This window comes from Polynucleobacter sp. JS-JIR-5-A7 (assembly GCF_018687935.1).
Taxonomy (GTDB): Bacteria; Pseudomonadota; Gammaproteobacteria; order Burkholderiales; family Burkholderiaceae; genus Polynucleobacter.
In genome coordinates this window covers 882,415-902,227 of sequence record NZ_CP061308.1, presented here as the reverse complement: position 1 = coordinate 902,227, position 19,813 = coordinate 882,415, and the positions used below count along the sequence as shown (strand labels likewise).

Sequence of the window (19,813 nt, the reverse complement as noted above, 5' to 3'; positions counted from 1 at the left end):
ACTTTTTAAAGTGCGCGAGTACGGGTAACGCGCATGACATCAGGATTAGCCCGTAAACTGCGCATGACTTTAGATAAGTGCAGTCGATCATATACTTGGATCGTAAAGCGAATGGTGACCGAGTCTTCCTTGAAGCGATCATCCATAGATACATTCATGATGTTGGAATCTGCAGAAGTCACGCTACTAGCCACCCGGGCCAATACCCCCTTACCTTGGCGCGTATCAATTGCTAAGTCAACCTCAAACTCCCGATTGAGTTCTTTACTCCACTCGACTTCCACCCACTTATCACCGTCTTTAGATAGCATCCGTAAGGCAATAGGACAGTCATTAATATGCACTTGCAAACCTTCGCCTTTGCCAAGGTAACCAATAATATTGTCGCCAGGAATAGGATGGCAGCAGGATTGAAAACTAATCGAGTTACCTTCGCGACCATCGACTAGGATTGCTTGAAGCTGATGATGGTGTGTTTCTTGATGGGGGGCCACCCAATCTACCGCACCAAGACGCATCTGCTCGCCGCCGCCTTCGTCATCCACTAAGATTTTGAGACGAATCGCCAGCTCTTGGGGTGAGCGACGACCCAAAGCAATATTGACGCAGGCTTCCTCACGTGTTTTATCGCCCGTCCAATGCATGAGCTTCTCCCAAACCTCAGGACTCAGCAATCCAGCATCTACTCCTTGTTGACGCAAACTATTTGCAAGCAATCTTTCGCCCAACTGGAGAGATTCTGAGTAGTGCTTAGTTTTGAGTGAATGGCGAATCGAAGCACGCGCTTTACCGGTACGAACAAATGCTAACCAACCTGGATTAGGTTGAGAATTGGCTGAGGTCACCACCTCAATGATGTCGCCATTCTTAAGTTCACTTCGTAGTGGTAATTGCAAGCCATTGATTTTGACTGCTACACAAGTATTGCCTAAATCGCTATGAATAGAGTAAGCAAAGTCTAAGGCAGTTGCACCCCGCGGGAGCGCACGAATTTGCCCTTTTGGTGTGAATACATAAACTGCATCAGGGAATAAATCAATCTTGACGTGTTCTAAGAATTCTTGAGAGTCGCCGCTACTATCCTGAATATCAATCAGGGACTGTAACCATTGGTGAGCGCGATTTTGTACCTCGCTCATATCGGGAGAGCCGTCTTTATAAGCCCAGTGAGCCGCGACACCTGCTTCTGCTACAGCATGCATATCGGTTGTACGTATCTGAAACTCTACCGGTACACCAGATGGGCCGAGCAAGGTGGTATGCAAAGATTGATAGCCATTCAATTTTGGAATCGCAATGTAATCCTTGAATTTGCCAGGCATGGGCTTATATAGCGAATGTAGGATTCCGAGCGCGCGATAACACTCGTCAATACTGCTCACAGTGACACGGAATGCATAGACATCTAAAACTTGCGAGAAGCTCACATGCTTACTACGCATCTTGTTATAGATACTATATAAAGTCTTCTCACGGCCTCGAAGATCAACTTCTAAGTTTGCTTTTGCAAAAGCCATACGTGAAGTCTGCAAAATCTTCTCAACCATTTCTTTACGGTTACCTCGGGCACGTTTAACAGCACCCTCAATGACACGAAAGCGCATCGGCATGGAATAACGAAAGCTAAGATCTTGCAAATCTCGATAGATAATATTTAAACCAAGACGGTGAGCAATCGGCGCATAAATCTCAATGGTCTCAGCGGCTACCCTACGGCGCTTTTCCATCGGTACAGCGTCTAGGGTGCGCATATTGTGGGTGCGGTCGGCCAACTTCACCAAAATCACACGGACATCGCGCGCCATCGCCATGAACATTTTACGGAAGCTCTCCGCTTGCGCTTCTGCATGACTCTGGAACTCGAGCTTATCGAGTTTGGTAAGACCTTCAACCAGCTCTGCAACTTTGGTGCCAAACTTTTCCACCAGATCTGCTTTAGTACTACCCGTATCTTCAATCACATCATGCAAGAGCGCAGCCATGATCGAGGGCGCATCTAAACGCCATGTAGCACAAAGCTCTGCTACCGCTACTGGATGAGTAATGTATGGCTCACCACTATGACGGTATTGACCTAAGTGAGCCGCATCAGAAAACTGAAAAGCTTTTTTAACATGAGTGATTTCTTCAGGCTTGAGATAACTCAACTTAGAGAGCAGACCATCAATCGATACAACTTGATGCTTTAGAGGAAGGCTCGGTGCCGAAGTAGGCCCGAATAAATGGCGGCTAGATTGCGCCAATAAACTCGCTATAACGGACTTCTTACCGTTTTGATTGCTGGCAATAATGGGTGTATCTAATGGGATACTTAAAAGATCTACAGGAAGATCAGTTTGCACTACCCCTAAGGAGACCTCATTGGGCGAGACCCCTCCTACTAATTCCGATGTCTTGGTCGTTCCTAAAGGGAGCTCCACACCGGAACTCCTTTATTACAAAGGAACTTTGGTCAACATGTCACGGTCAGTTACACCAGCGGCTACTTCACGCAAAGCAACAACCGTAGCTTTATCTCTGGACTCAACACGTGGGGAGTGACCTTGAACTAATTGACGTGCGCGATAAGTCGCAGCCAATACCAGTTCAAAACGATTAGGAATGGTTTTAAGGCAATCTTCTACAGTAATACGGGCCATGCTGAACTCACTTAATTTAGCTTCAATACCTATAGGATAACTGATTAGACCCCAAGGCGCCTTAAAAGAGCTGGATTTCGAGCCATACTGGGCCCAGAACGAAGGCGACTGGAGGCCAAAATATGTTTTAGGTCCATCAGGGCCTGGTCAAAAGAATCATTCACCACAATGTAATCTGCCTCGTGGGCATGTATTAGCTCTATATGCGCTGCTGCTAAACGCCTCTGAATCGTCGCTTCATCATCTTGCCCTCTTTTGCGTAAACGCTCTTCTAAAGCTTCTATCGAGGGCGGAAAAATAAAGATCCACTGTACAGAGGGAATCAGTTTCCGAATCTGTTGCGCCCCCTGCCAATCAATCTCCAGCATGACATCGCTACCAGCTTGCATTTGAGATTCAATCCAAGGTTTTGAAGTTCCATAAAAATGGCCATGCACTTCTGCCCATTCTAAAAAGTGACCTTGATCTCTTTCAGCAATGAACTCTTCTTTAGTAGCAAATCTATAATCTTTACCGTCGACTTCACCAGGCCTTGGTGCGCGGGTTGTAGTGGATAAAGAAAGCTTGAGACCTGCATCTTCTTTTAGTAAGGCATTCACTAAAGATGACTTGCCTGCGCCAGAGGGCGCAACAATCATCAGCATGCTGCCTTGATAAGAAGGGGTCAAAATAGAATTAGTCATCAATCAATGGAGTAGATTACGAATTATTCACTATTCTAGGTTTTGCACTTGCTCGCGCATTTGCTCAATCAACAGTTTGAGCTCTAAAGCAGCTTGGGTACATTCCTCCGAAACAGACTTAGAACTTAAGGTATTGGCCTCACGATTAAGTTCTTGCATCAGAAAATCCAAACGCTTACCAACCGGACCTTTACCAGCCAAAGCAGTATCAACTGCTTGCAGATGAGTCTTGATTCTTGCAAACTCTTCAGCAATATCAATTCGCACCGCATAGAGAACGACCTCTTGTCGAATACGCTCCATGAGCTCAGTACCAGACTTAGCTTGTTCTTGGGCAGCTAATGCTTCAGATAGGCGTTCGGTTAGCTTTTTTTGATACTGAGAAACGTATTCTGGAACCTTGGGTTCGATTACCTTCACGATCTCGCGCATCTTGCTAGTGATATTGGTTAGCACACCAACCAGCGCTTTACCTTCAGAGTTGCGACTTTCTATCAGCGCCTCTATGGCAGCACGACCCGCCTCCACCGTTGCAGCAATCCAACCTTCTTCTTCACCTCGTGGCTCTGAAACAATGCCTGGCCAACGCAGGACTTCGGCAATACTAAGCTCTTGGGCTTTCGGAAATGCTTCCTGGGCTTTCTCTTGGAGGGTGTAGAGTGCATCCAGGCGATCTTGCTGAAGCGCCCCTAGCGCATGAGGATTACTCTTAGCCGCACCAGCAGCACCGCTATTGACTCGCCATGCTGCCCGAAACTCTACCTTGCCCCGAGAAAGACTATGGGTCGCCATTTCACGTAAGGCAGGTTCAGCTCCTCGGCACTCATCCGGAAGACGAAAGCCTAAATCCAGAAAGCGGCTGTTTACAGCCCGACATTCCACCTGCAGATCAGCTACAACGCCAGCCCCTAGGGAGACTTGGCGAGAAGCGCTGCCATAACCAGTCATGCTCGATATCATATGGACATTGTAGATTCTTTATAGCCACTTTAGGACAAACCCATGAGCAGCCCAAATTCAGCCAATATCTCTCGTCCCAGCGGTCGTAAGCCCAAAGACTTGCGCCCTGTCACGATCTCTAGAAGCTTTACCAAGCATGCTGAAGGTTCTGTGCTGATTACCTTTGGTGATACCAAGGTTTTGTGTACTGCCAGCATTCTCGATAAAGTGCCGCCCCACAAACGTGGCTCAGGTGAAGGCTGGGTCACTGCGGAGTACGGCATGCTGCCTCGATCCACTCATACTCGCAGCGATCGTGAAGCAGCTCGTGGCAAACAATCGGGTCGTACTCAAGAAATCCAGCGTCTCATTGGTCGCGCTATGCGCAGCATCTTTAATTTAGAAATCTTGGGTGAACGTACCATCCATTTAGATTGCGATGTTTTGCAAGCCGATGGTGGTACTCGTACCGCTTCTATCACTGGCGCTTATGTAGCTGCGCGTGATGCGGTCAATCAATTACTCAAAAGTGGTGCGCTCACTCAAGATCCCATCATCGATAGCGTAGCCGCAATTTCCGTTGGCATCTATCAAGGCGTTCCCGTTTTGGATTTAGATTACCCAGAGGATTCTTCTTGCGATACCGATATGAATGTGGTCATGACCGGTAAAGGCGGCATGATTGAGGTACAAGGTACTGCAGAGGGCGCAGCATTCTCTAGAAGTGAGCTGACTGCCCTATTAGATTTAGCGGAGCACGGCATTCAAGAGCTGACTCAATTACAGATTGATGCATTGAAATGAATAGAGAATAAACAAGCATGATCCAAAAGCTGGTTCTCGCGTCCAATAACACTGGCAAGGTACGGGAGTTTCAGGCACTTCTTGCACCCTTAAATTTCCAAGTCATTCCCCAAGGCGAATTGGGTATCCCCTCTGCAGAAGAACCTCATCACACTTTTATAGAGAATGCGCTTGCTAAAGCACGTCATGCTAGCGCAGCTAGCGGTCTGCCGGCATTGGCTGATGACTCTGGCATTTGCGCACATGTATTAAATGGTCAACCTGGCGTTTTATCAGCGCGTTTCGCTGGAGAGCCAGCGAATGATGCTGCTAATAATCAAAAGTTAATTCAGGAATTAAAGGGGCAAATCAATCGCGGCGCACATTATGTTTGCGCTTTAGTATTTGTCAACAGCGCTGATGATCCGGAACCCATGATCGTACAAACGCGGTGGTATGGAACATTAATTGATGATCCAAAAGGTACTAATGGCTTTGGCTATGATCCGTATTTCTTTCTGCCAGAATTAGGCCTTACAGCCGCAGAGTTGAAACCCGAGAAGAAGAATGCCATTAGCCATCGTGGTCAAGCCCTGCGTGAGCTGATTATTCAATTGCAGACTCGATCTAGCCGTGCCTAAGTTGCAAGCCAATGCTGTTTCGCTAACAGCACTTCCTCCTTTATCCCTCTATATCCACTTCCCTTGGTGTGAAAAGAAGTGTCCTTATTGTGATTTCAACTCCCATCAGATTAAAGAAGGGACCAGCAATAAGTCTGGCTTTGATGAGCAGCGCTACATCAAAGCATTGATTGCCGATCTAGAAACTGAGCTTCCCAATATATGGGGTCGACAAGTGCACAGTATTTTTATTGGTGGTGGTACACCCAGCCTCTTATCACCCGAAAGTATGGATGAATTACTCTCTGCCATTCGTGCTCGCATCAATTTAGATGCAGATGCTGAGATCACGATGGAGGCCAATCCTGGATCAATTGAGGCTAATAAGTTTGCCGCTTTTGCGAAGTGTGGCATCAACCGAGTATCTATAGGTATACAAAGTTTTCAAGATGAGCAACTAAAGGCTTTGGGACGTATTCACAATGGCGAAGAAGCTAAACGGGCTATTCAGATTGCTTTAGATAACTTCAAATCGGTCAACCTAGACCTGATGTATGGCTTACCCAATCAAAGTCTCGAGGCTGCAAAAGCTGACGTTGAAACTGCCTTGTCCTTCAAGACACCTCATTTGTCTTTTTACAATCTCACACTAGAGCCTAATACTTACTTCGCCAGCTTTCCGCCAAAGCTACCCAATGATGATGAAATTGATGCCATCTTTGAACAGAATCTCGACCTACTAACGAAGGCTGGCTACAAGCGCTACGAAGTTTCTGCTTATGCCAAGAAGGATCAAGAGTGCAAACACAATCTTAATTATTGGCGCTTTGGTGACTACATTGGCATTGGTGCTGGTGCCCATGGAAAAATTTCTTTCCCAGATAAAGTTACCCGTCAAGTAAGAGAGCGTCATCCAGATACCTATATGTCTGCTATGGAAGGCAAAGGCAATGCCTTGATTGAATCCAAGGAGATTGAGACTAAAGATCTACCTTTTGAATTTATGCTCAACACCCTGCGCTTGACCGATGGTGTTGACACCAATACCTTTAGTGAGCGCACTGGTCTGCCTTTAAGCGTCATTAGCAAAGGCTTAGCCGAAGCAAGCAAAAAAGGCTTGTTGGATGAGAACCCCAGCAAGCTTAAAGCCACAGCATTAGGCTTGCGCTACTTAAATAATCTGCAAGAGGTATTTTTAGATTGAGTTGATTTACTCATCTGACTTACATTCTAATTACTTGCCAACCCAAATTGGTGGCTCACCCTTTAAAAACGAAGCGACGCCGTTTTTGAAATCATCGCTGCCGTAAGTTTCACGAATCAGGTCTTGGCAGTCTGGAAGTTGATTGGCAATAATCCTGGCCATCGCGAGCTTGCTGGCTTTTTGCGTAATCGGAGCGAGTTTAGATAGGCGCTCAGCTAAAATGTCTGCTTCATTGCCAAGCCGATCAGCATCATGCGTAGCCAGCAAGTAACCCTGAGCATGCAACTCCCTAGCCGAAACCATCTCAGCCAAGAGAAGCATGCGCCTAACAATATTCATACCCATATGAGCGGCTAACCAGGCGATATTGCCGGGATAAAGACAATTACCAAGAGTTCTAGCAATGGGAACACCAAACTTGGCATCTGGCGTGGAGATCCTAAAATCACAGCAAGTCGCAATTGCTAGGCCACCGCCGACTGCCATGCCATCAATTACAGCAATGGTTGGGATCGGAAGTGACGCTAAGGGGTTGAGATAGTCATGTATTGCCTCTTCATATCGAATACCATCTTCCCCATCTTTAAAGCTAGTGAATTGAGCGATGTCACTACCCGAGACAAAAGACTTGCCACCTGCACCCCGAAAGATAGCAACACGAATGCTTGGATTCTTGGCAAGATCCTCACAGATTGTTTTGAGACTTTGGTACATCTCAACCGTCATCGCATTGCGCGCAGCGACATGATCAAAGGTAATGTACGCAATCTTGTCGCGCAACTCGATAGTGACTTGTGCGACCTCAGCGTCCAGCTCTTTTTGTGTCATGCGTGAAACTTATTCAGCCTTGATGTTCAGGCTCTTGACCAAACGTTGGTACTTAGCAAGCTCAGCTGTTAAAAAGAGGCTAAATGCTGCCGGTGTTACTGGGCCTTCAGGTTGCAAGCCTTGTGAATCCAATGTCTTCTTAATTTGAGGATCAGCCATCGCCGCTTTAACAGCCTGGTCAATCTTATTCACAACTACTGGATCCATTCCTTTTGGCCCCATAATGGAATACCAGTTAGTCACATCAAAACCAGTGATGCCAACCTCGTTGAAAGTTGGAACATTGGGAAGAAACGATAAACGCTTGGGTGTTGAGATTGCCAAGGCTTTTAGGCTACCGTCTTTAATTTGCTGTAAGTTCGGCGGTAAAGTGTCAAAGTTCATCGTGATTTGACCGCCGAGTAAATCAATAATGGCTTGGCCACTGCCTTTGTATGGCACATGATTAATCTGAATACCTGCAATCTTTCCAAACAAAGCACCAGCTAAGTGCTGAGTACTGCCAATACCAGAGGAGCCGTAAGTCATTTGACCTGGGTTAGCTTTAGCTAATGAGATGAGCTGCGCTACTGAGTTCACCGGTAATGAAGACTTTACGACTAAAACGTTTGGTACATAACCGAGATAGGTAATTGGCGTGAAATCTGTCGCTGGGTTGTATGGCACATTAGTCAATACAAATGGTGCGATTGCATTGGAATTGGAATGCCCCACTAACAAGGTATAGCCATCCGGAGTAGATTTAGCTATCTGGTCTGCAGCAATCGTTCCCGCAGCACCTGATTTGTTTTCCACAATCACACTCTGACCAAGGATCTCACTCATTTTTGGGGCAATGGCACGAGCGACAATATCAGTGCCGCCACCAGGAGCAAAACCGACAATCAGGCGAATCGGTTTTGTTGGAAAGGATGCTTGTGCAAGAGCGAGCCATGAATAAGCTCCTAGCGCTAATGCCACTAAGCTACGAAGCGCCCAGGGTTTCAGGAACATAATGCCTCCAATATTGTTTTAATGTGTTTGATACTATTAGAACTTCATTCTAAACATATATAAACCATCGAGACAATGACGAAAACACCTACGAAAGCAGGTACTAAACCCCTTCCCCTTTCTGGAGTGAGAGTGCTGGATGTGAGCCAAGTAATGGCTGGTCCCTACTGCTGCATGCTCTTGGCTGACTTGGGCGCTGATGTCATCAAGATTGAACCACCGGGCACTGGTGATCAAACTCGAGCTGCCATGGGATTTAAGATGAAAGGCTCAGATAGCATGGGCTTTCTGAATATGAATCGTAATAAACGCAGTCTTACCCTCAATCTCAAAACAGAAGCAGGGAAAAAAGTATTCTTTGAGCTTGTTAAAACTGCCGACATCTTAGTAGAGAACTATCGCCCCGGCGTGATGAAAAAACTCGGGATTGACTACCCCACGCTGCAAAAGATGAATCCCGGCTTGGTCTATGCCAGCATCTCTGGCTTTGGACAAACAGGACCCTGGGCAGATCGTCCTGGTTTTGATTTGATGGCGCAAGCCATGTCTGGCGTAATGAGTGTTACCGGCTACCCAGATGGTCCGCCGGTTAAGGCGGGCGTGCCAGTAGCTGATATCGGTTGCGCTCTGTTTGCGGTTTATGGAATTTTGTCTGCTTATATTGGCAAAACCAAATCGGGTGAGGGGCAATTTATTGACGCCTCCCTATTCGATTCTGCATTAGCGTTTTCTATTTGGGATACGGCGCAATACTGGGGAACGGGTGTTGAGCCCTATAAATTGGGCACAGCCAATCATATGAGCGCTCCTTACCAAGCTATGAAAGCCTCTGATGGCTACTTCGTGATGGGTGCCACTAATCAAAAACTTTGGAAGCTTCTTTGTGAAAAGATTGGACGTTCGGAACTCTTTGAGGATGAGCGCTTTAAAACCAATCCTTTACGCTTAGCAAATCGTCTTGAGTTGGCTGCTGAACTTGAAAAAACGTTTGTCAGTAAAAAGAGTGATGAATGGGTGGATGCTTTATTAGCTGCAGGCATTCCAGCGGGTCCGATCAATACTTATCCGCAGGCCTTTAATAGCAAGCATGGTCGCCATCGTAATATGCGCATGGAAATTGATCACCCAATTGAAGGCAAGGTTCCAAATATTGGTTTTGCAGTCAAGCTGATGGGTACGCCGCAACAAGTTCATAAGCATCCCCCTTTATTGGGTGAACATACTAGTGAATTATTAGCAGAGCTGGGTATTACTGGTGATGAACTCAAGGTGCTCGAAGCTGGCGGGGCATTTAAACCATAGATTGTGGTGTTTTATATTTACCCATCAGTGAAACATTTATATTTATTAGCCCTATATCTTTTGTGCATCACGCATCCCGTGAATGCTCAGACACCCCTTCAGGATGCGGGCACCAACTATTTAAAAAAGCGTGCAGATGCTTTGATGACGATCACTGGATACTCGCTGACACCAGATGTCACCACAGGAAATCTAAAAATCAATTCAAGCAGCAGTGGTAGATCTGACTTACAAATGACTTCGCTAGGCGGCGGAGATCGTATTAGCGCCAATTTCCCACTCTATATAGAAGGAACAATAGCATTCAATCGCTATAACCCAACATTTACTGACGGGGTTGGCAATAGCTCTGTGAACATACCCATGTATTGGAATAGCATCACTGGAACAGGCGGTATCGGCTGGGACTTCCCTATTACAGATCAATTACGTTTTAGGCCCATAGCTAATGTCATGCTTGGACATTTAGAAAGTGATGCTTCTATTGCCACACGTTATATCAATAATAATCGTGACATCAATTTACAGTTTATTAATAGTGGTCGGATGAACTCCTATGGACTAGGAGGATCGGTAATGCTTGATTATGAGAACTACAAACCTGATCAAGAAATTGATATCGAATTGCGTTACACCAATATTGGCATCCAAACTTTTGATAGCTCCACCGCAGTTCAAGGATCCGCCGATTCACAAAGTCTATCGTTTTGGGCACGCAGCAGAATTCCCACGCCTTTTATGGCACTAGACAGACCGCTCAGAGCAGTTTTTGAAGTAGCCAATACTCAATTTTTAGGCGATTTACGTGGAACACTCGGATTTAGCTCGCTGTCGTCTCTCGGAACTGGTATTGAGCTGGATCGAAGTGCATCAGATCCCATATTCAGCAGGATACGTCTTGTATTCCGCTACCAGTTCGGCCTGAATGTGAGAGGCACTTCAATTGGCTTGGCAGCCAGTTTCTAAATTAAAAAAGGGCAACTGAGCCCCTTTTCATTTGATATTTTGGCGGAAGAGGTGAGATTCGAACTCACGGAGGACTTTCATCCTCGCCAGTTTTCAAGACTGGTGCATTCAACCGCTCTGCCACTCTTCCATTCGCTGGAATCAGATCTAATTCAAGCCCTAGATTATAAAGACTTTTTGATTTGCCCTTCTAAATGTTTCGCAATAGCAAGGCTAGAAGTGAGCCCTGGGGACTCAAAGCCATATAGGTTGTAGAGCCCATGCAGGCCATGGTCTTGTGGACTATTGAAGCAAAAGTCTCCTGCTGGAGTATTGGCAGGAACAATTTTGGCTCTGACCCCAGAGTAATCAGGTTGCAAGGAACCATCTTTAAGGTCTGGCCAATAGCGTCTCACAGCCTCATAGAAGCCTTCTCCTCGCTTTGGGTTAACGGTGTAATCAATTTGCTCTTCAGCATCAATATCCAACCATTCCACATCAGGCCCAAACTTAGCTTGGCCAGCCATATCTAAAGTCAGATGAACTCCTAAACCTCCAGGCTCCGGGATGGGATAAATCAAATGCGTGAATGGCGATTTACCAGATAAAGAAAAGTAGTTACCTTTTGCAAAATAGGCTTTAGGTATTTGCTCTTGCTTGAGTCCTTCAATTTTGTGAGCTACTGCTGGCGCACTCATGCCGGCACAATTGATGAGTAACTTTGTCTGAATTCTCATACTATCAGCGCCATCGGCAGCACCAACAAGTAATTCATATCCACCTTCCGCATTTTTGCCAACAGGCTTAACGCTTATTAATGGTGATTGATAAGCGACCATGCCACCCGCATCTTCAAAGCCACCCAGCAGCGAGAGCATATAACCATGGCTATCGACAATACCCGTAGTTGCAGACAAAATCGCTGCCACACATCTGAGCTTGGGCTCTAGCGCTATTGCCTCGTTACCTGAAATCATTTTGATCTCTGGTACGCCATTATTTTGGGCTTTGTAGAGAATCGCTTGCAAGTCATCAATCTGTGTTTCATCAGCAGCGACAATGAGCTTGCCGTAGGGCTGAGTGGCTACTTGATGACTGCGGCAATAGTCATAGAGCTGGCGATTCCCTTCTACACAAAGTTTGGCTTTGAGTGAGCCCTTGGGATAGTAGATGCCAGCATGAATCACCTCGCTATTTCGGGCGCTGCTGATAGTGCCAAAAGCACTTTCGCGCTCAAGCAAGATGGTCTCTCGACCTTGAAGTGCCATTTCACGGGCGACAGCGAGTCCGACAACACCAGCACCCACTACAACACAATCAACCTGCTCCATCCATCCCCGCCTATATTCGTTTTGTCTATTTACTTACTTGCTGATCTATTTATCTCTATTTATGACTATTTGATGACACACAATATACCGAAATCCTAACATTTTCAGTGTTTTAGGGGTTCTTGACCCCCTTATTGATAAAATCAAGATATGTCTTCAAAGCCAGATTCGAACAACGTGCACAGTGCTCAAAACCTCCACGGCAGCATACCGAATGGAGCGCACACTGCAGTCGATGTTGTTTTAGATACGGCCTATCAAGGGATTGATTCTAATAATTGGTCTGATCTATTTAAGCTAGCGCGTAAGTCTGAGCTTCCAGAATTTATCGCTGATATGTTCGCTGGCAAGCATATCAACCAAAGCGAAGATCGCCCCGCTCTGCATTCAGCACTGCGCAACCTTTCAAAATCGCCAGTTATCTTAGACGGACAAGATGTCATGCCTGCCGTGACGGATGTTTGGCGAAGGATTGAAGCGCTCTGCAATAAATGGGTTGGTGTTACCGATGTTATTCACATTGGTATTGGTGGTTCAGACTTTGGACCACGCTTGGCCATTGAAGCACTAGCCCATGTGCCCGACATTGAGAGTCGTGGCATGCGGATGCATTTTCTAGCCAATATTGATACCGCTGAATTAGCCCGAATTCTGGATCGCGCACAACCCAATAGCACTCGCGTGATTATTGTTTCAAAGTCCTTTACGACCCTAGAGACCACCATGAATGCCAAGGCAGTAGTCGCTTGGTTGAAAGATAACAACTGCACGAAAGGTCAGATTGCTAAAGCCTTATTTGCGGTAACTGCTAATGTACCAGCTGCCAAAGAGTTTGGCATAGCGGATGATCATATCTTTCCATTCTGGGATTGGGTTGGCGGCCGTTACTCTGTTTGGTCAGCAGTAGGCTTACCCATTGCCTTGCAATATGGCTTTAAGACCTTTGAGGAATTTTTGGCTGGTGCCCATGCAATGGATTTGCATTTTAAGAATGCACCACTAGAAAATAATCTACCCGTCATCATGGCGCTAGCTTTACTGTATCAACAAGAAAAGCATGGTATTAAAGCGTATGCCGCCATTCCCTATGCAGATGCTTTAGATTGGTTTCCGAAATGGTTGCAACAACTGGACATGGAAAGCAATGGCAAGAGTGTTGGTAAAGACGGTAAGCCAGTGAAATATTCTTCACCAGTAGTATTTGGTAGTGCGGGCAGCAATGCGCAACACTCCTACTTCCAGCTATTCCACCAAGGCCCTGAAATCATTCCGATTGATTTTATTGCTGTGCGCAAACCCATGAGCGCTCGACCTGAGTCCTTAGCGCATCATCGTATTTTGTTATCGAACTGCCTAGCGCAGGCCCAGGCTTTAGCGCACGGCAAGACTGATAGCAATCCAAATAATGTTTATCCAGGTAAGCGCCCAAGCAACTTATTGCTATTGCCTGAACTCAATGCTTTCTATTTAGGTGCATTACTAGCCTTGTACGAGAACCGTGCTGGTACTTTGGGTGCGCTCTGGAATATCAATAGCTTTGATCAACCTGGTGTTGAGTATGGGAAGGTGTTGGCAAAACCAATTGAAAAAGCATTAGCGAGTGGCTCAGACCAAGTTGTTGCCAATGAGAGTGTGGATGCTATCACTGCCGAGCGCATTAATTTCCTGAATTCAAATTCTTAATTTTTTTATTTATTTTGCGCCCAGCGCTTCCTTTCATTTAAGGGTGTTTCATGCAACTCTCTCCATCTATCTTTAAGGCTTATGACATTCGCGGCATCATCAATGAAACCCTAGATCCATCGATTGCCAAACTCATTGGTCAAGCCTTTGGTACTGAGATGCGCGAGCTTGGCGAGACGGAAATTGTGATTGGTCGTGATGGTCGCTTATCTGGACCGAGCCTGATTGAAGCCTTAACTGAAGGTCTACTCTCCACTGGCATTAACGTAATTGATCTGGGTATGGTTGCTACCCCAATGGTCTACTTCGGTGCGAATCAAATCCTTGATGGTAAACAGCCCAAGTCCGGCATCATGATTACCGGTAGCCATAATCCACCAAACTACAACGGCTTCAAAATGGTTTTGGGTGGTGCTGCGATTTATGGAGATCAGATTCAGGCCTTGCGTAAACGTATTGAAGCCAAACAATTTGCTGCTGGCGAATCCAATAAACTCGGCACTCGCAGTAGCTTTGACATCTTCCCGATGTATCTCAAGTACATCGTAGGTGATGTCAAAATTTCACGCCCGATGAAAATTGCCGTCGATTGCGGTAATGGCGTAGGCGGTGCGTTTGCTGGCAAACTCTTAAGGGCTCTAGGTTGCGAAGTACAAGAGCTGTTTTGTGAAGTCGATGGTCATTTCCCCAATCATCATCCTGACCCGGCACATCTTGAGAATCTTCAGGACCTGATTAAAAATTTGCAAACCACGGATAATGAATTAGGTCTTGCCTTTGATGGTGATGCCGATCGTTTAGGTGTTGTGACTAAAGATGGTCAAGTGATTTTTCCAGATCGTCAAATGATGCTTTTTGCTAAGGATGTTCTCTCTAGGAATCCTGGCGGTCAGATTATTTATGACGTGAAATGTACCCGTAACTTAGCCACCTGGGTTAAGCAGCATGGTGGCGAGCCCTTGATGTGGAAAACGGGTCACTCCTTAGTCAAAGCAAAGCTTAAAGAAACTGGCGCACCACTAGCGGGCGAGATGTCGGGCCACATCTTCTTTAAGGACCGTTGGTTTGGTTTTGATGATGGTCTCTATACAGCTGCTCGTCTTTTAGAAATCCTCTCTAAAGAAAAAGATCCTAGCAAGACGCTCAATGAACTGCCTAATGCCATCTGCACCCCAGAACTACAGCTTGCTTGCGCAGAGGGCGAGCCATTTGCTTTGCTAGACAGTATTAAGGCCAATGCTAAGTTCCCTACCTCTCAATCGATTAATACGATCGATGGTGTACGCGTGGAATATGCCGATGGCTTTGGCTTAGCAAGGCCTTCAAATACCACCCCAGTGGTCGTGATGCGCTTTGAAGCAGATAGTGAAGAAGCGATTAAGCGTATTCAGGCAGAGTTTAAAGCTGTTCTGTTGGCTGCCAAGCCAGATGCGAAGTTGCCATTTTAGTAGTGACGCAAAAATATCGGGAGTGGATTAAGATTTCGTATGAATTCAACTGTTAACGCCCCGATTGCCTTTGACTACCCTCAGCAAGATGCTGCTGGGGTTACCTGTACTGCCCAAGCATGGGCAAAGGTCCCGCCTTATTTAGCAGCCCCTGAAAAAGCAACTGTCATTGCCCGTATCAAGCAGCTCTTGATTGAAAAAGATGCTGCTCTGATTGCTCACTACTATGTTGATGGCGATATTCAAGACTTGGCTTTGGAGACTGGTGGCTTTGTAGCTGACTCTCTAGAAATGGCACGGTTTGGTATGAACCATCCTGCCAAGAATCTCATTGTTGCCGGCGTTCGTTTTATGGGTGAGTCAGCAAAGATTCTCAGCCCTGAAAAACGTGTCTTTATGCCAGACTTAGATGCAACCTGCTCCTTAGATCTTGGTTGTGATGCCAATGACTTTGCCAAATTTCGTGCAGACCATCCTGATCGAGTTGTGGTGGTGTATGCCAATACGAGTGCTGCAGTTAAAGCACAAGCGGATTGGATGGTCACTAGCTCTTGCGCCTTAGCAATCGTGCATCAACTTAAAGTTGAAGGTAAAAAAATATTATGGGCACCGGATCGACATCTCGGTAGGTATATTCAAGAACAGACTGGTGCTGATATGTTGTTATGGAATGGTGCCTGTATCGTGCATGATGAATTTAAAGCGGCTGAATTAGAAATTCTCAAAGCCGCCCATCCCAATGCCATGATCTTGGTGCATCCCGAGTCACCCCAAGCTGTGGTTGATTTGGCTGATGTTGTTGGCTCAACCTCAGCCATGATCAAAGCAGTGGTTGAAGGTACTGCAAGCGAATACATTGTGGCCACGGATAAGGGTATCTTGCATCGCATGCGCCAGTTAGCCCCTAACAAAAAATTGATTGAGGCTCCCACTGCCGGTAATAGCGCCACCTGTAAGAGTTGCGCTCACTGTCCTTGGATGGCGATGAATGGTCTTCAAGGTATTTTAGATTGCCTGGAAAATACTTCCGGCGAAATCTTTGTTGAAGAACCTACTCGAACAAAAGCTTTGGTTTGTATTGAGCGCATGCTGGACTTTACTAAAAACCACCCTGATCTTTTAGCCAAAGCACAGCATGGCTTTGTCAAGAATATTGGCGCTGCTTAGCTTTTTTACTTTTAGTTTTATATATTAATAATTCTTTCATGTTTGATACCAACGAAACCTTAGAGCAAGCTCGCCAACGCAATATTCAGGATGCGCTCATGGAAGATATTGGCAAGGGCGATTGGACTGCCAAGTTAGTTCCCAATAAAACAGTGCAGGCACAACTAATTGTTCGCCAAGAAGCAGTGCTCTGCGGTGTAGATTGGTTTGAAGGCACGCTCAAGAAACTCGATCCCAATGCAAAGGTAACTTGGCATTATATCGAAGGGGACTTGATGAAGCCTGATACTAAGGTATGCGATATAGAAGCTGATTCTCAAGCCCTTCTGTCTGCTGAGCGTACTTGCATTAACTTCTTGCAAACCTTATCTTGGACTGCCAGTATTACTCGTCAACACGTTGATGCGATTGCCGGGGCCAGCCCTAATCCAAAAGGCTGTACTGTATTGGATACCCGCAAAACAATTCCTGGTTTACGTCAGGCGCAGAAGTATGCGGTTCGTTTAGGCGGGGGCCAAAATCAACGACTCGCACTATGGCACGGCATCCTCATTAAAGAGAATCACATCGCTGCTGCAGGTAGTATTACTGCAGCCTTAAAGAATGCCCAAGCACTCAATGCTGGAGTCGAGATTCAGATTGAAGTAGAAAACTTGGCCGAATTGGAAGAAGCTTTGGCTGCTGGTGCCAAGAGTATCTTGATTGATAACTTCAATACCGATCAAATGAAACAAGCTGTCGCTTTAACGGATGGTCGCGCCTTACTAGAGGCTTCTGGTGGGATTAATTTAGATCAGATGCGCGCGATTGCTGCTACTGGTGTGGATCGCATCTCACTAGGCAAGCTAACCAAGGATGTGAATGCCATAGATTTCTCGATGAGAATTTTGTAGCACCTCTCTTCATCAGTCTTTGACTGACAAACTCTTCAAACCCTACTGATATGCAGTGGGGTTTTTCATTTCTAGACTATTGTCCTTGCATTAATTGGGCCCGCCGTCTCTTTCTCAATTTTTGTATTGACATTAATTATTTTTGTATATACATTAATTGGGTGGATACGTGATCGAGTTTGATGATGTGAAGCGTGAAATTACCCTTTTTGTAAGGGGGTTAGATATGGCGAGAGCAAACGAAGTCTTTGCTTTGTCCCATATGGACCAGCTAGACGATAGAAAGAATTATGGGGAAACAAGGATGATCACTTTTGGCTATTTAGATCACCTTCCAGTTGTGTTGGTTTGGACGTATAGAGGTAACACCAGAAGGATCATCAGCTTAAGGAGAGCAAATGAACGTGAAATTAAAAAATATATCGAAAGATTGGGTTGATCCGGATGACGCGCCCGAACTGGATGAGCAGTGGTTTCGAGATGCACATGTTTATGTTGGCGATACTTTAATTAAGCGAGGGGTTGGTCGCCCTCCAATTCAGAATGCAAAGGAAATGCTAAGTCTCAGATTAGATTCAGATATCTTAGAAAAATTACGTGCGAGCGGCAAAGGCTGGCAAACCCGCTTGAGTAAACATATTAAAGAGGCCGTTCTAAAGGGCGCTCTATGAATCGCTTAGGTCTCAGAATTTTCTGAGCTACCCTCAGCTTGAGGGGTCAAAATCGTTGGATATGAGACCGCCCAAGTACCTGGGTAATCGCGGCTGTAATGCAATCCCCTACTTTCTCTGCGCATGAGTGCTGATCTGACAATGAGTTCAGCACACTCCAGTAAGTTCCGCAATTCAATCAGATCTCGCGTCACTTTAAAGTTGGCGTAATACTCTTGCACTTCATATCTGAGAAGTTTAATTCGGTGGAGCGCGCGCTCTAATCGGCGATTGGTTCTCACAATGCCAACGTAGTTCCACATCAAAGAACGTAATTCATCCCAGTTATGGGCGATCACCACCTGCTCATCAGCATCTTCTACCTGACTCTCATCCCAAAGAGGAAGATGTGGCATTACTGGAGTCTTTAGATTCGAGATATCCTCTGCTGCAGCTTTACCAATCACCACGCACTCGAGAAGTGAGTTACTTGCTAAGCGATTAGCACCATGTAAACCAGTATAAGTTGCTTCACCAACTGCATATAGGCCTGGTAAATCAGTGCGGCCCTTAAGATCGGTTACGACGCCACCACAGGTGTAATGCGCTGCAGGTACAACCGGTATTGGCTTTTTGGTGATATCCAAGCCAAGACTTAAGCAACGCGCGTAAATCATTGGGAAATGCTCTTTAATAAATGCTTCGCCAAGATGAGTCGCATCTAAATGAACATAATCAAGACCATGCTTCTTCATTTCAAAGTCGATGGCACGCGCTACGATATCGCGGGGAGCTAATTCATTGCGCTCATCATGGGCTGGCATAAAACGAGTGCCATCGGGCAGTTTCAATAAGCCACCCTCACCACGCATTGCTTCAGTAATGAGGAAGGTACGATCACTGGGGTGATACAAACAGGTAGGATGAAATTGAATAAATTCCATATTGCCAACACGGCAACCTGCACGCCAAGCCATGGCAATACCATCGCCAGTGGCAGTATCAGGATTACTAGTGTAGCGATAGACTTTGCCAACACCACCGGTAGCTAAGACTACTGACTTGGCTTCAATTGTTTCAACACGATTCTTTTGAATATCTAAGGCATATACGCCATAACACCGATTTGGCTTGCTACGCTGTGTCTTAGCATCTAGTTGACGATTGGTAATGAGATCGAGTGCAATCCAATGTTCCAAAATTCGGATATTTTTATGGGCTCTTGCTTTATCCAGCAACACTTCATGAATTGCCTTTCCAGTTGCATCAGCAGCATGCGCGATCCGGCGATGACTATGGCCACCTTCACGAGTGAGATGCAAACCCATGGGACCAGACTTATCTTCGGTAAAGGGAACGCCTTGCTCCACTAACCATTTAATGGCTTCAGCACTCTCTTCGGCGATGTAGCGAGCAGTTGACTCCACTACCAGTCCAGCACCGGCATCTATAGTGTCGGCCACATGAGAGTCAATACTGTCATGCTCTTTATCCACCACGCCAACAATGCCACCTTGGGCCCAAGCAGTAGCAGCTTCACTCAAGCCCCGTTTGGCCATCAAGATGACTGGCTGGTTCTCAGCCATATGCAGAGCAACGGTTAATCCGGCTAATCCTGCCCCAATAATGAGAACTGGTAACTCAGCTTGGTTTTGGGAGGGTGATGGTGATGAACTTGCCATAGAGGGATCATTCTAAAGGGCAA

19 protein-coding genes and 1 tRNA gene are annotated in these 19,813 nt (G+C 46.0%); 11 read left to right on the top strand and 9 right to left on the bottom strand.

Annotated features, from left to right (window positions below):
* Positions 1-5 precede the first annotated feature (5 nt).
* The 4 genes from AOC29_RS04660 to AOC29_RS04645 all read right to left on the bottom strand — a co-directional run bounded on the left by AOC29_RS04660 (position 6) and on the right by AOC29_RS04645 (position 4,282).
* On the bottom strand, positions 6-2,309 hold the full coding sequence (locus AOC29_RS04660; protein WP_251370099.1) for a bifunctional (p)ppGpp synthetase/guanosine-3',5'-bis(diphosphate) 3'-pyrophosphohydrolase: 2,304 nt from the start codon (positions 2,307-2,309) through the stop codon (positions 6-8).
* A gap of 126 nt (positions 2,310-2,435) precedes the next feature.
* Positions 2,436-2,639 (bottom strand): DNA-directed RNA polymerase subunit omega, encoded by a 204-nt coding sequence (gene rpoZ, locus AOC29_RS04655; RefSeq protein WP_011902918.1) that lies wholly within the window; start codon positions 2,637-2,639, stop codon positions 2,436-2,438.
* A 44-nt stretch (positions 2,640-2,683) separates the two neighbouring features.
* Positions 2,684-3,322 (bottom strand): guanylate kinase, encoded by a 639-nt coding sequence (gene gmk, locus AOC29_RS04650; protein ID WP_215296919.1) that lies wholly within the window; start codon positions 3,320-3,322, stop codon positions 2,684-2,686.
* Between the two features lie 30 nt (positions 3,323-3,352).
* Positions 3,353-4,282 carry a YicC/YloC family endoribonuclease gene (locus AOC29_RS04645; protein WP_215296917.1) on the bottom strand — a complete coding sequence of 310 codons (930 nt, stop codon included), beginning with the start codon at positions 4,280-4,282 and terminating at the stop codon, positions 3,353-3,355.
* A gap of 42 nt (positions 4,283-4,324) precedes the next feature.
* Here AOC29_RS04645 and rph point away from each other — a divergent pair, with 42 nt between their 5' ends.
* Genes rph through hemW form a run of 3 tightly spaced genes read left to right on the top strand, consistent with a single transcriptional unit; the run spans position 4,325 to position 6,868 of the window.
* Positions 4,325-5,065 (top strand): ribonuclease PH, encoded by a 741-nt coding sequence (rph, locus tag AOC29_RS04640; RefSeq protein ID WP_215296915.1) that lies wholly within the window; start codon positions 4,325-4,327, stop codon positions 5,063-5,065.
* A gap of 20 nt (positions 5,066-5,085) precedes the next feature.
* Positions 5,086-5,685 (top strand): RdgB/HAM1 family non-canonical purine NTP pyrophosphatase, encoded by a 600-nt coding sequence (rdgB, locus tag AOC29_RS04635; protein ID WP_215297350.1) that lies wholly within the window; start codon positions 5,086-5,088, stop codon positions 5,683-5,685.
* Positions 5,678-6,868 (top strand): radical SAM family heme chaperone HemW, encoded by a 1,191-nt coding sequence (gene hemW, locus AOC29_RS04630; RefSeq protein ID WP_215296913.1) that lies wholly within the window; start codon positions 5,678-5,680, stop codon positions 6,866-6,868. The genes rdgB and hemW overlap by 8 nt, the downstream gene beginning before the upstream one ends.
* Positions 6,869-6,898: 30 nt before the next feature.
* Here the strand turns inward: hemW and AOC29_RS04625 are convergent, their stop codons facing one another.
* Both AOC29_RS04625 and AOC29_RS04620 read right to left on the bottom strand, forming a co-directional pair.
* On the bottom strand, positions 6,899-7,696 hold the full coding sequence (locus AOC29_RS04625) for an enoyl-CoA hydratase/isomerase family protein (RefSeq protein WP_215296911.1): 798 nt from the start codon (positions 7,694-7,696) through the stop codon (positions 6,899-6,901).
* Between the two features lie 9 nt (positions 7,697-7,705).
* Positions 7,706-8,689 carry a tripartite tricarboxylate transporter substrate binding protein gene (locus tag AOC29_RS04620; protein ID WP_215296910.1) on the bottom strand — a complete coding sequence of 328 codons (984 nt, stop codon included), beginning with the start codon at positions 8,687-8,689 and terminating at the stop codon, positions 7,706-7,708.
* Positions 8,690-8,764: 75 nt separating this feature from the next.
* Between AOC29_RS04620 and AOC29_RS04615 the strand changes: the two genes are divergently transcribed.
* The gene (locus AOC29_RS04615) at positions 8,765-9,991 is read left to right on the top strand and encodes a CaiB/BaiF CoA-transferase family protein (protein WP_215296908.1); all 1,227 of its coding nucleotides are present in this window, start codon (positions 8,765-8,767) and stop codon (positions 9,989-9,991) included.
* 27 nt (positions 9,992-10,018) lie between these two features.
* Positions 10,019-10,957, top strand: coding sequence for a hypothetical protein (locus tag AOC29_RS04610; protein ID WP_251370068.1), 939 nt, complete (start codon positions 10,019-10,021; stop codon positions 10,955-10,957).
* A 40-nt stretch (positions 10,958-10,997) separates the two neighbouring features.
* Here AOC29_RS04610 and AOC29_RS04605 read toward each other — a convergent pair.
* Positions 10,998-11,087: transfer RNA gene (locus AOC29_RS04605), tRNA-Ser, on the bottom strand.
* 34 nt (positions 11,088-11,121) lie between these two features.
* Positions 11,122-12,267, bottom strand: coding sequence for an NAD(P)/FAD-dependent oxidoreductase (locus tag AOC29_RS04600; protein WP_215296906.1), 1,146 nt, complete (start codon positions 12,265-12,267; stop codon positions 11,122-11,124).
* 150 nt (positions 12,268-12,417) lie between these two features.
* On the opposite strand from AOC29_RS04600, the gene pgi reads away from it, so the two are divergent.
* From pgi to AOC29_RS04570, 6 genes are all read left to right on the top strand, one after another.
* Positions 12,418-13,950: a glucose-6-phosphate isomerase gene (gene pgi, locus AOC29_RS04595; protein ID WP_215296904.1), complete on the top strand. Its 1,533-nt coding sequence runs from the start codon at positions 12,418-12,420 to the stop codon at positions 13,948-13,950.
* 50 nt (positions 13,951-14,000) lie between these two features.
* Positions 14,001-15,398, top strand: a complete 1,398-nt coding sequence (locus AOC29_RS04590) for a phosphomannomutase/phosphoglucomutase (protein WP_215296902.1) — start codon at positions 14,001-14,003, stop codon at positions 15,396-15,398.
* A gap of 39 nt (positions 15,399-15,437) precedes the next feature.
* Positions 15,438-16,565 carry a quinolinate synthase NadA gene (gene nadA, locus AOC29_RS04585; protein ID WP_215296900.1) on the top strand — a complete coding sequence of 376 codons (1,128 nt, stop codon included), beginning with the start codon at positions 15,438-15,440 and terminating at the stop codon, positions 16,563-16,565.
* A gap of 38 nt (positions 16,566-16,603) precedes the next feature.
* A complete protein-coding gene (nadC, locus tag AOC29_RS04580; protein WP_215296898.1) occupies positions 16,604-17,458 on the top strand; it encodes a carboxylating nicotinate-nucleotide diphosphorylase in 855 nt (284 codons plus the stop codon).
* Between the two features lie 226 nt (positions 17,459-17,684).
* The gene (locus AOC29_RS04575; protein WP_251370098.1) at positions 17,685-17,897 is read left to right on the top strand and encodes a BrnT family toxin; all 213 of its coding nucleotides are present in this window, start codon (positions 17,685-17,687) and stop codon (positions 17,895-17,897) included.
* The gene (locus tag AOC29_RS04570; RefSeq protein WP_215296894.1) at positions 17,857-18,129 is read left to right on the top strand and encodes a BrnA antitoxin family protein; all 273 of its coding nucleotides are present in this window, start codon (positions 17,857-17,859) and stop codon (positions 18,127-18,129) included. Before AOC29_RS04575 ends, AOC29_RS04570 begins: the two co-directional genes overlap by 41 nt.
* A gap of 5 nt (positions 18,130-18,134) precedes the next feature.
* Here AOC29_RS04570 and nadB read toward each other — a convergent pair whose 3' ends face one another.
* On the bottom strand, positions 18,135-19,790 hold the full coding sequence (gene nadB, locus AOC29_RS04565; RefSeq protein WP_215296892.1) for an L-aspartate oxidase: 1,656 nt from the start codon (positions 19,788-19,790) through the stop codon (positions 18,135-18,137).
* Positions 19,791-19,813 lie beyond the last annotated feature (23 nt).

Coding starts and splice junctions, on each gene's coding strand:
- rpoZ (WP_011902918.1), bottom strand. CDS start 2,639: ATGGCCCGTATTACTGTAGAAGATTGCCTTAAAACCATTCCTAATCGT.
- rph (WP_215296915.1), top strand. CDS start 4,325: ATGAGCAGCCCAAATTCAGCCAATATCTCTCGTCCCAGCGGTCGTAAG.
- AOC29_RS04625 (WP_215296911.1), bottom strand. CDS start 7,696: ATGACACAAAAAGAGCTGGACGCTGAGGTCGCACAAGTCACTATCGAG.
- pgi (WP_215296904.1), top strand. CDS start 12,418: ATGTCTTCAAAGCCAGATTCGAACAACGTGCACAGTGCTCAAAACCTC.
- nadC (WP_215296898.1), top strand. CDS start 16,604: ATGTTTGATACCAACGAAACCTTAGAGCAAGCTCGCCAACGCAATATT.
- AOC29_RS04645 (WP_215296917.1), bottom strand. CDS start 4,282: ATGATATCGAGCATGACTGGTTATGGCAGCGCTTCTCGCCAAGTCTCC.
- AOC29_RS04600 (WP_215296906.1), bottom strand. CDS start 12,267: ATGGAGCAGGTTGATTGTGTTGTAGTGGGTGCTGGTGTTGTCGGACTC.
- AOC29_RS04570 (WP_215296894.1), top strand. CDS start 17,857: ATGAACGTGAAATTAAAAAATATATCGAAAGATTGGGTTGATCCGGAT.
- AOC29_RS04575 (WP_251370098.1), top strand. CDS start 17,685: ATGGCGAGAGCAAACGAAGTCTTTGCTTTGTCCCATATGGACCAGCTA.
- AOC29_RS04615 (WP_215296908.1), top strand. CDS start 8,765: ATGACGAAAACACCTACGAAAGCAGGTACTAAACCCCTTCCCCTTTCT.
- AOC29_RS04590 (WP_215296902.1), top strand. CDS start 14,001: ATGCAACTCTCTCCATCTATCTTTAAGGCTTATGACATTCGCGGCATC.
- nadB (WP_215296892.1), bottom strand. CDS start 19,790: ATGGCAAGTTCATCACCATCACCCTCCCAAAACCAAGCTGAGTTACCA.
- gmk (WP_215296919.1), bottom strand. CDS start 3,322: ATGACTAATTCTATTTTGACCCCTTCTTATCAAGGCAGCATGCTGATG.
- AOC29_RS04620 (WP_215296910.1), bottom strand. CDS start 8,689: ATGTTCCTGAAACCCTGGGCGCTTCGTAGCTTAGTGGCATTAGCGCTA.
- nadA (WP_215296900.1), top strand. CDS start 15,438: ATGAATTCAACTGTTAACGCCCCGATTGCCTTTGACTACCCTCAGCAA.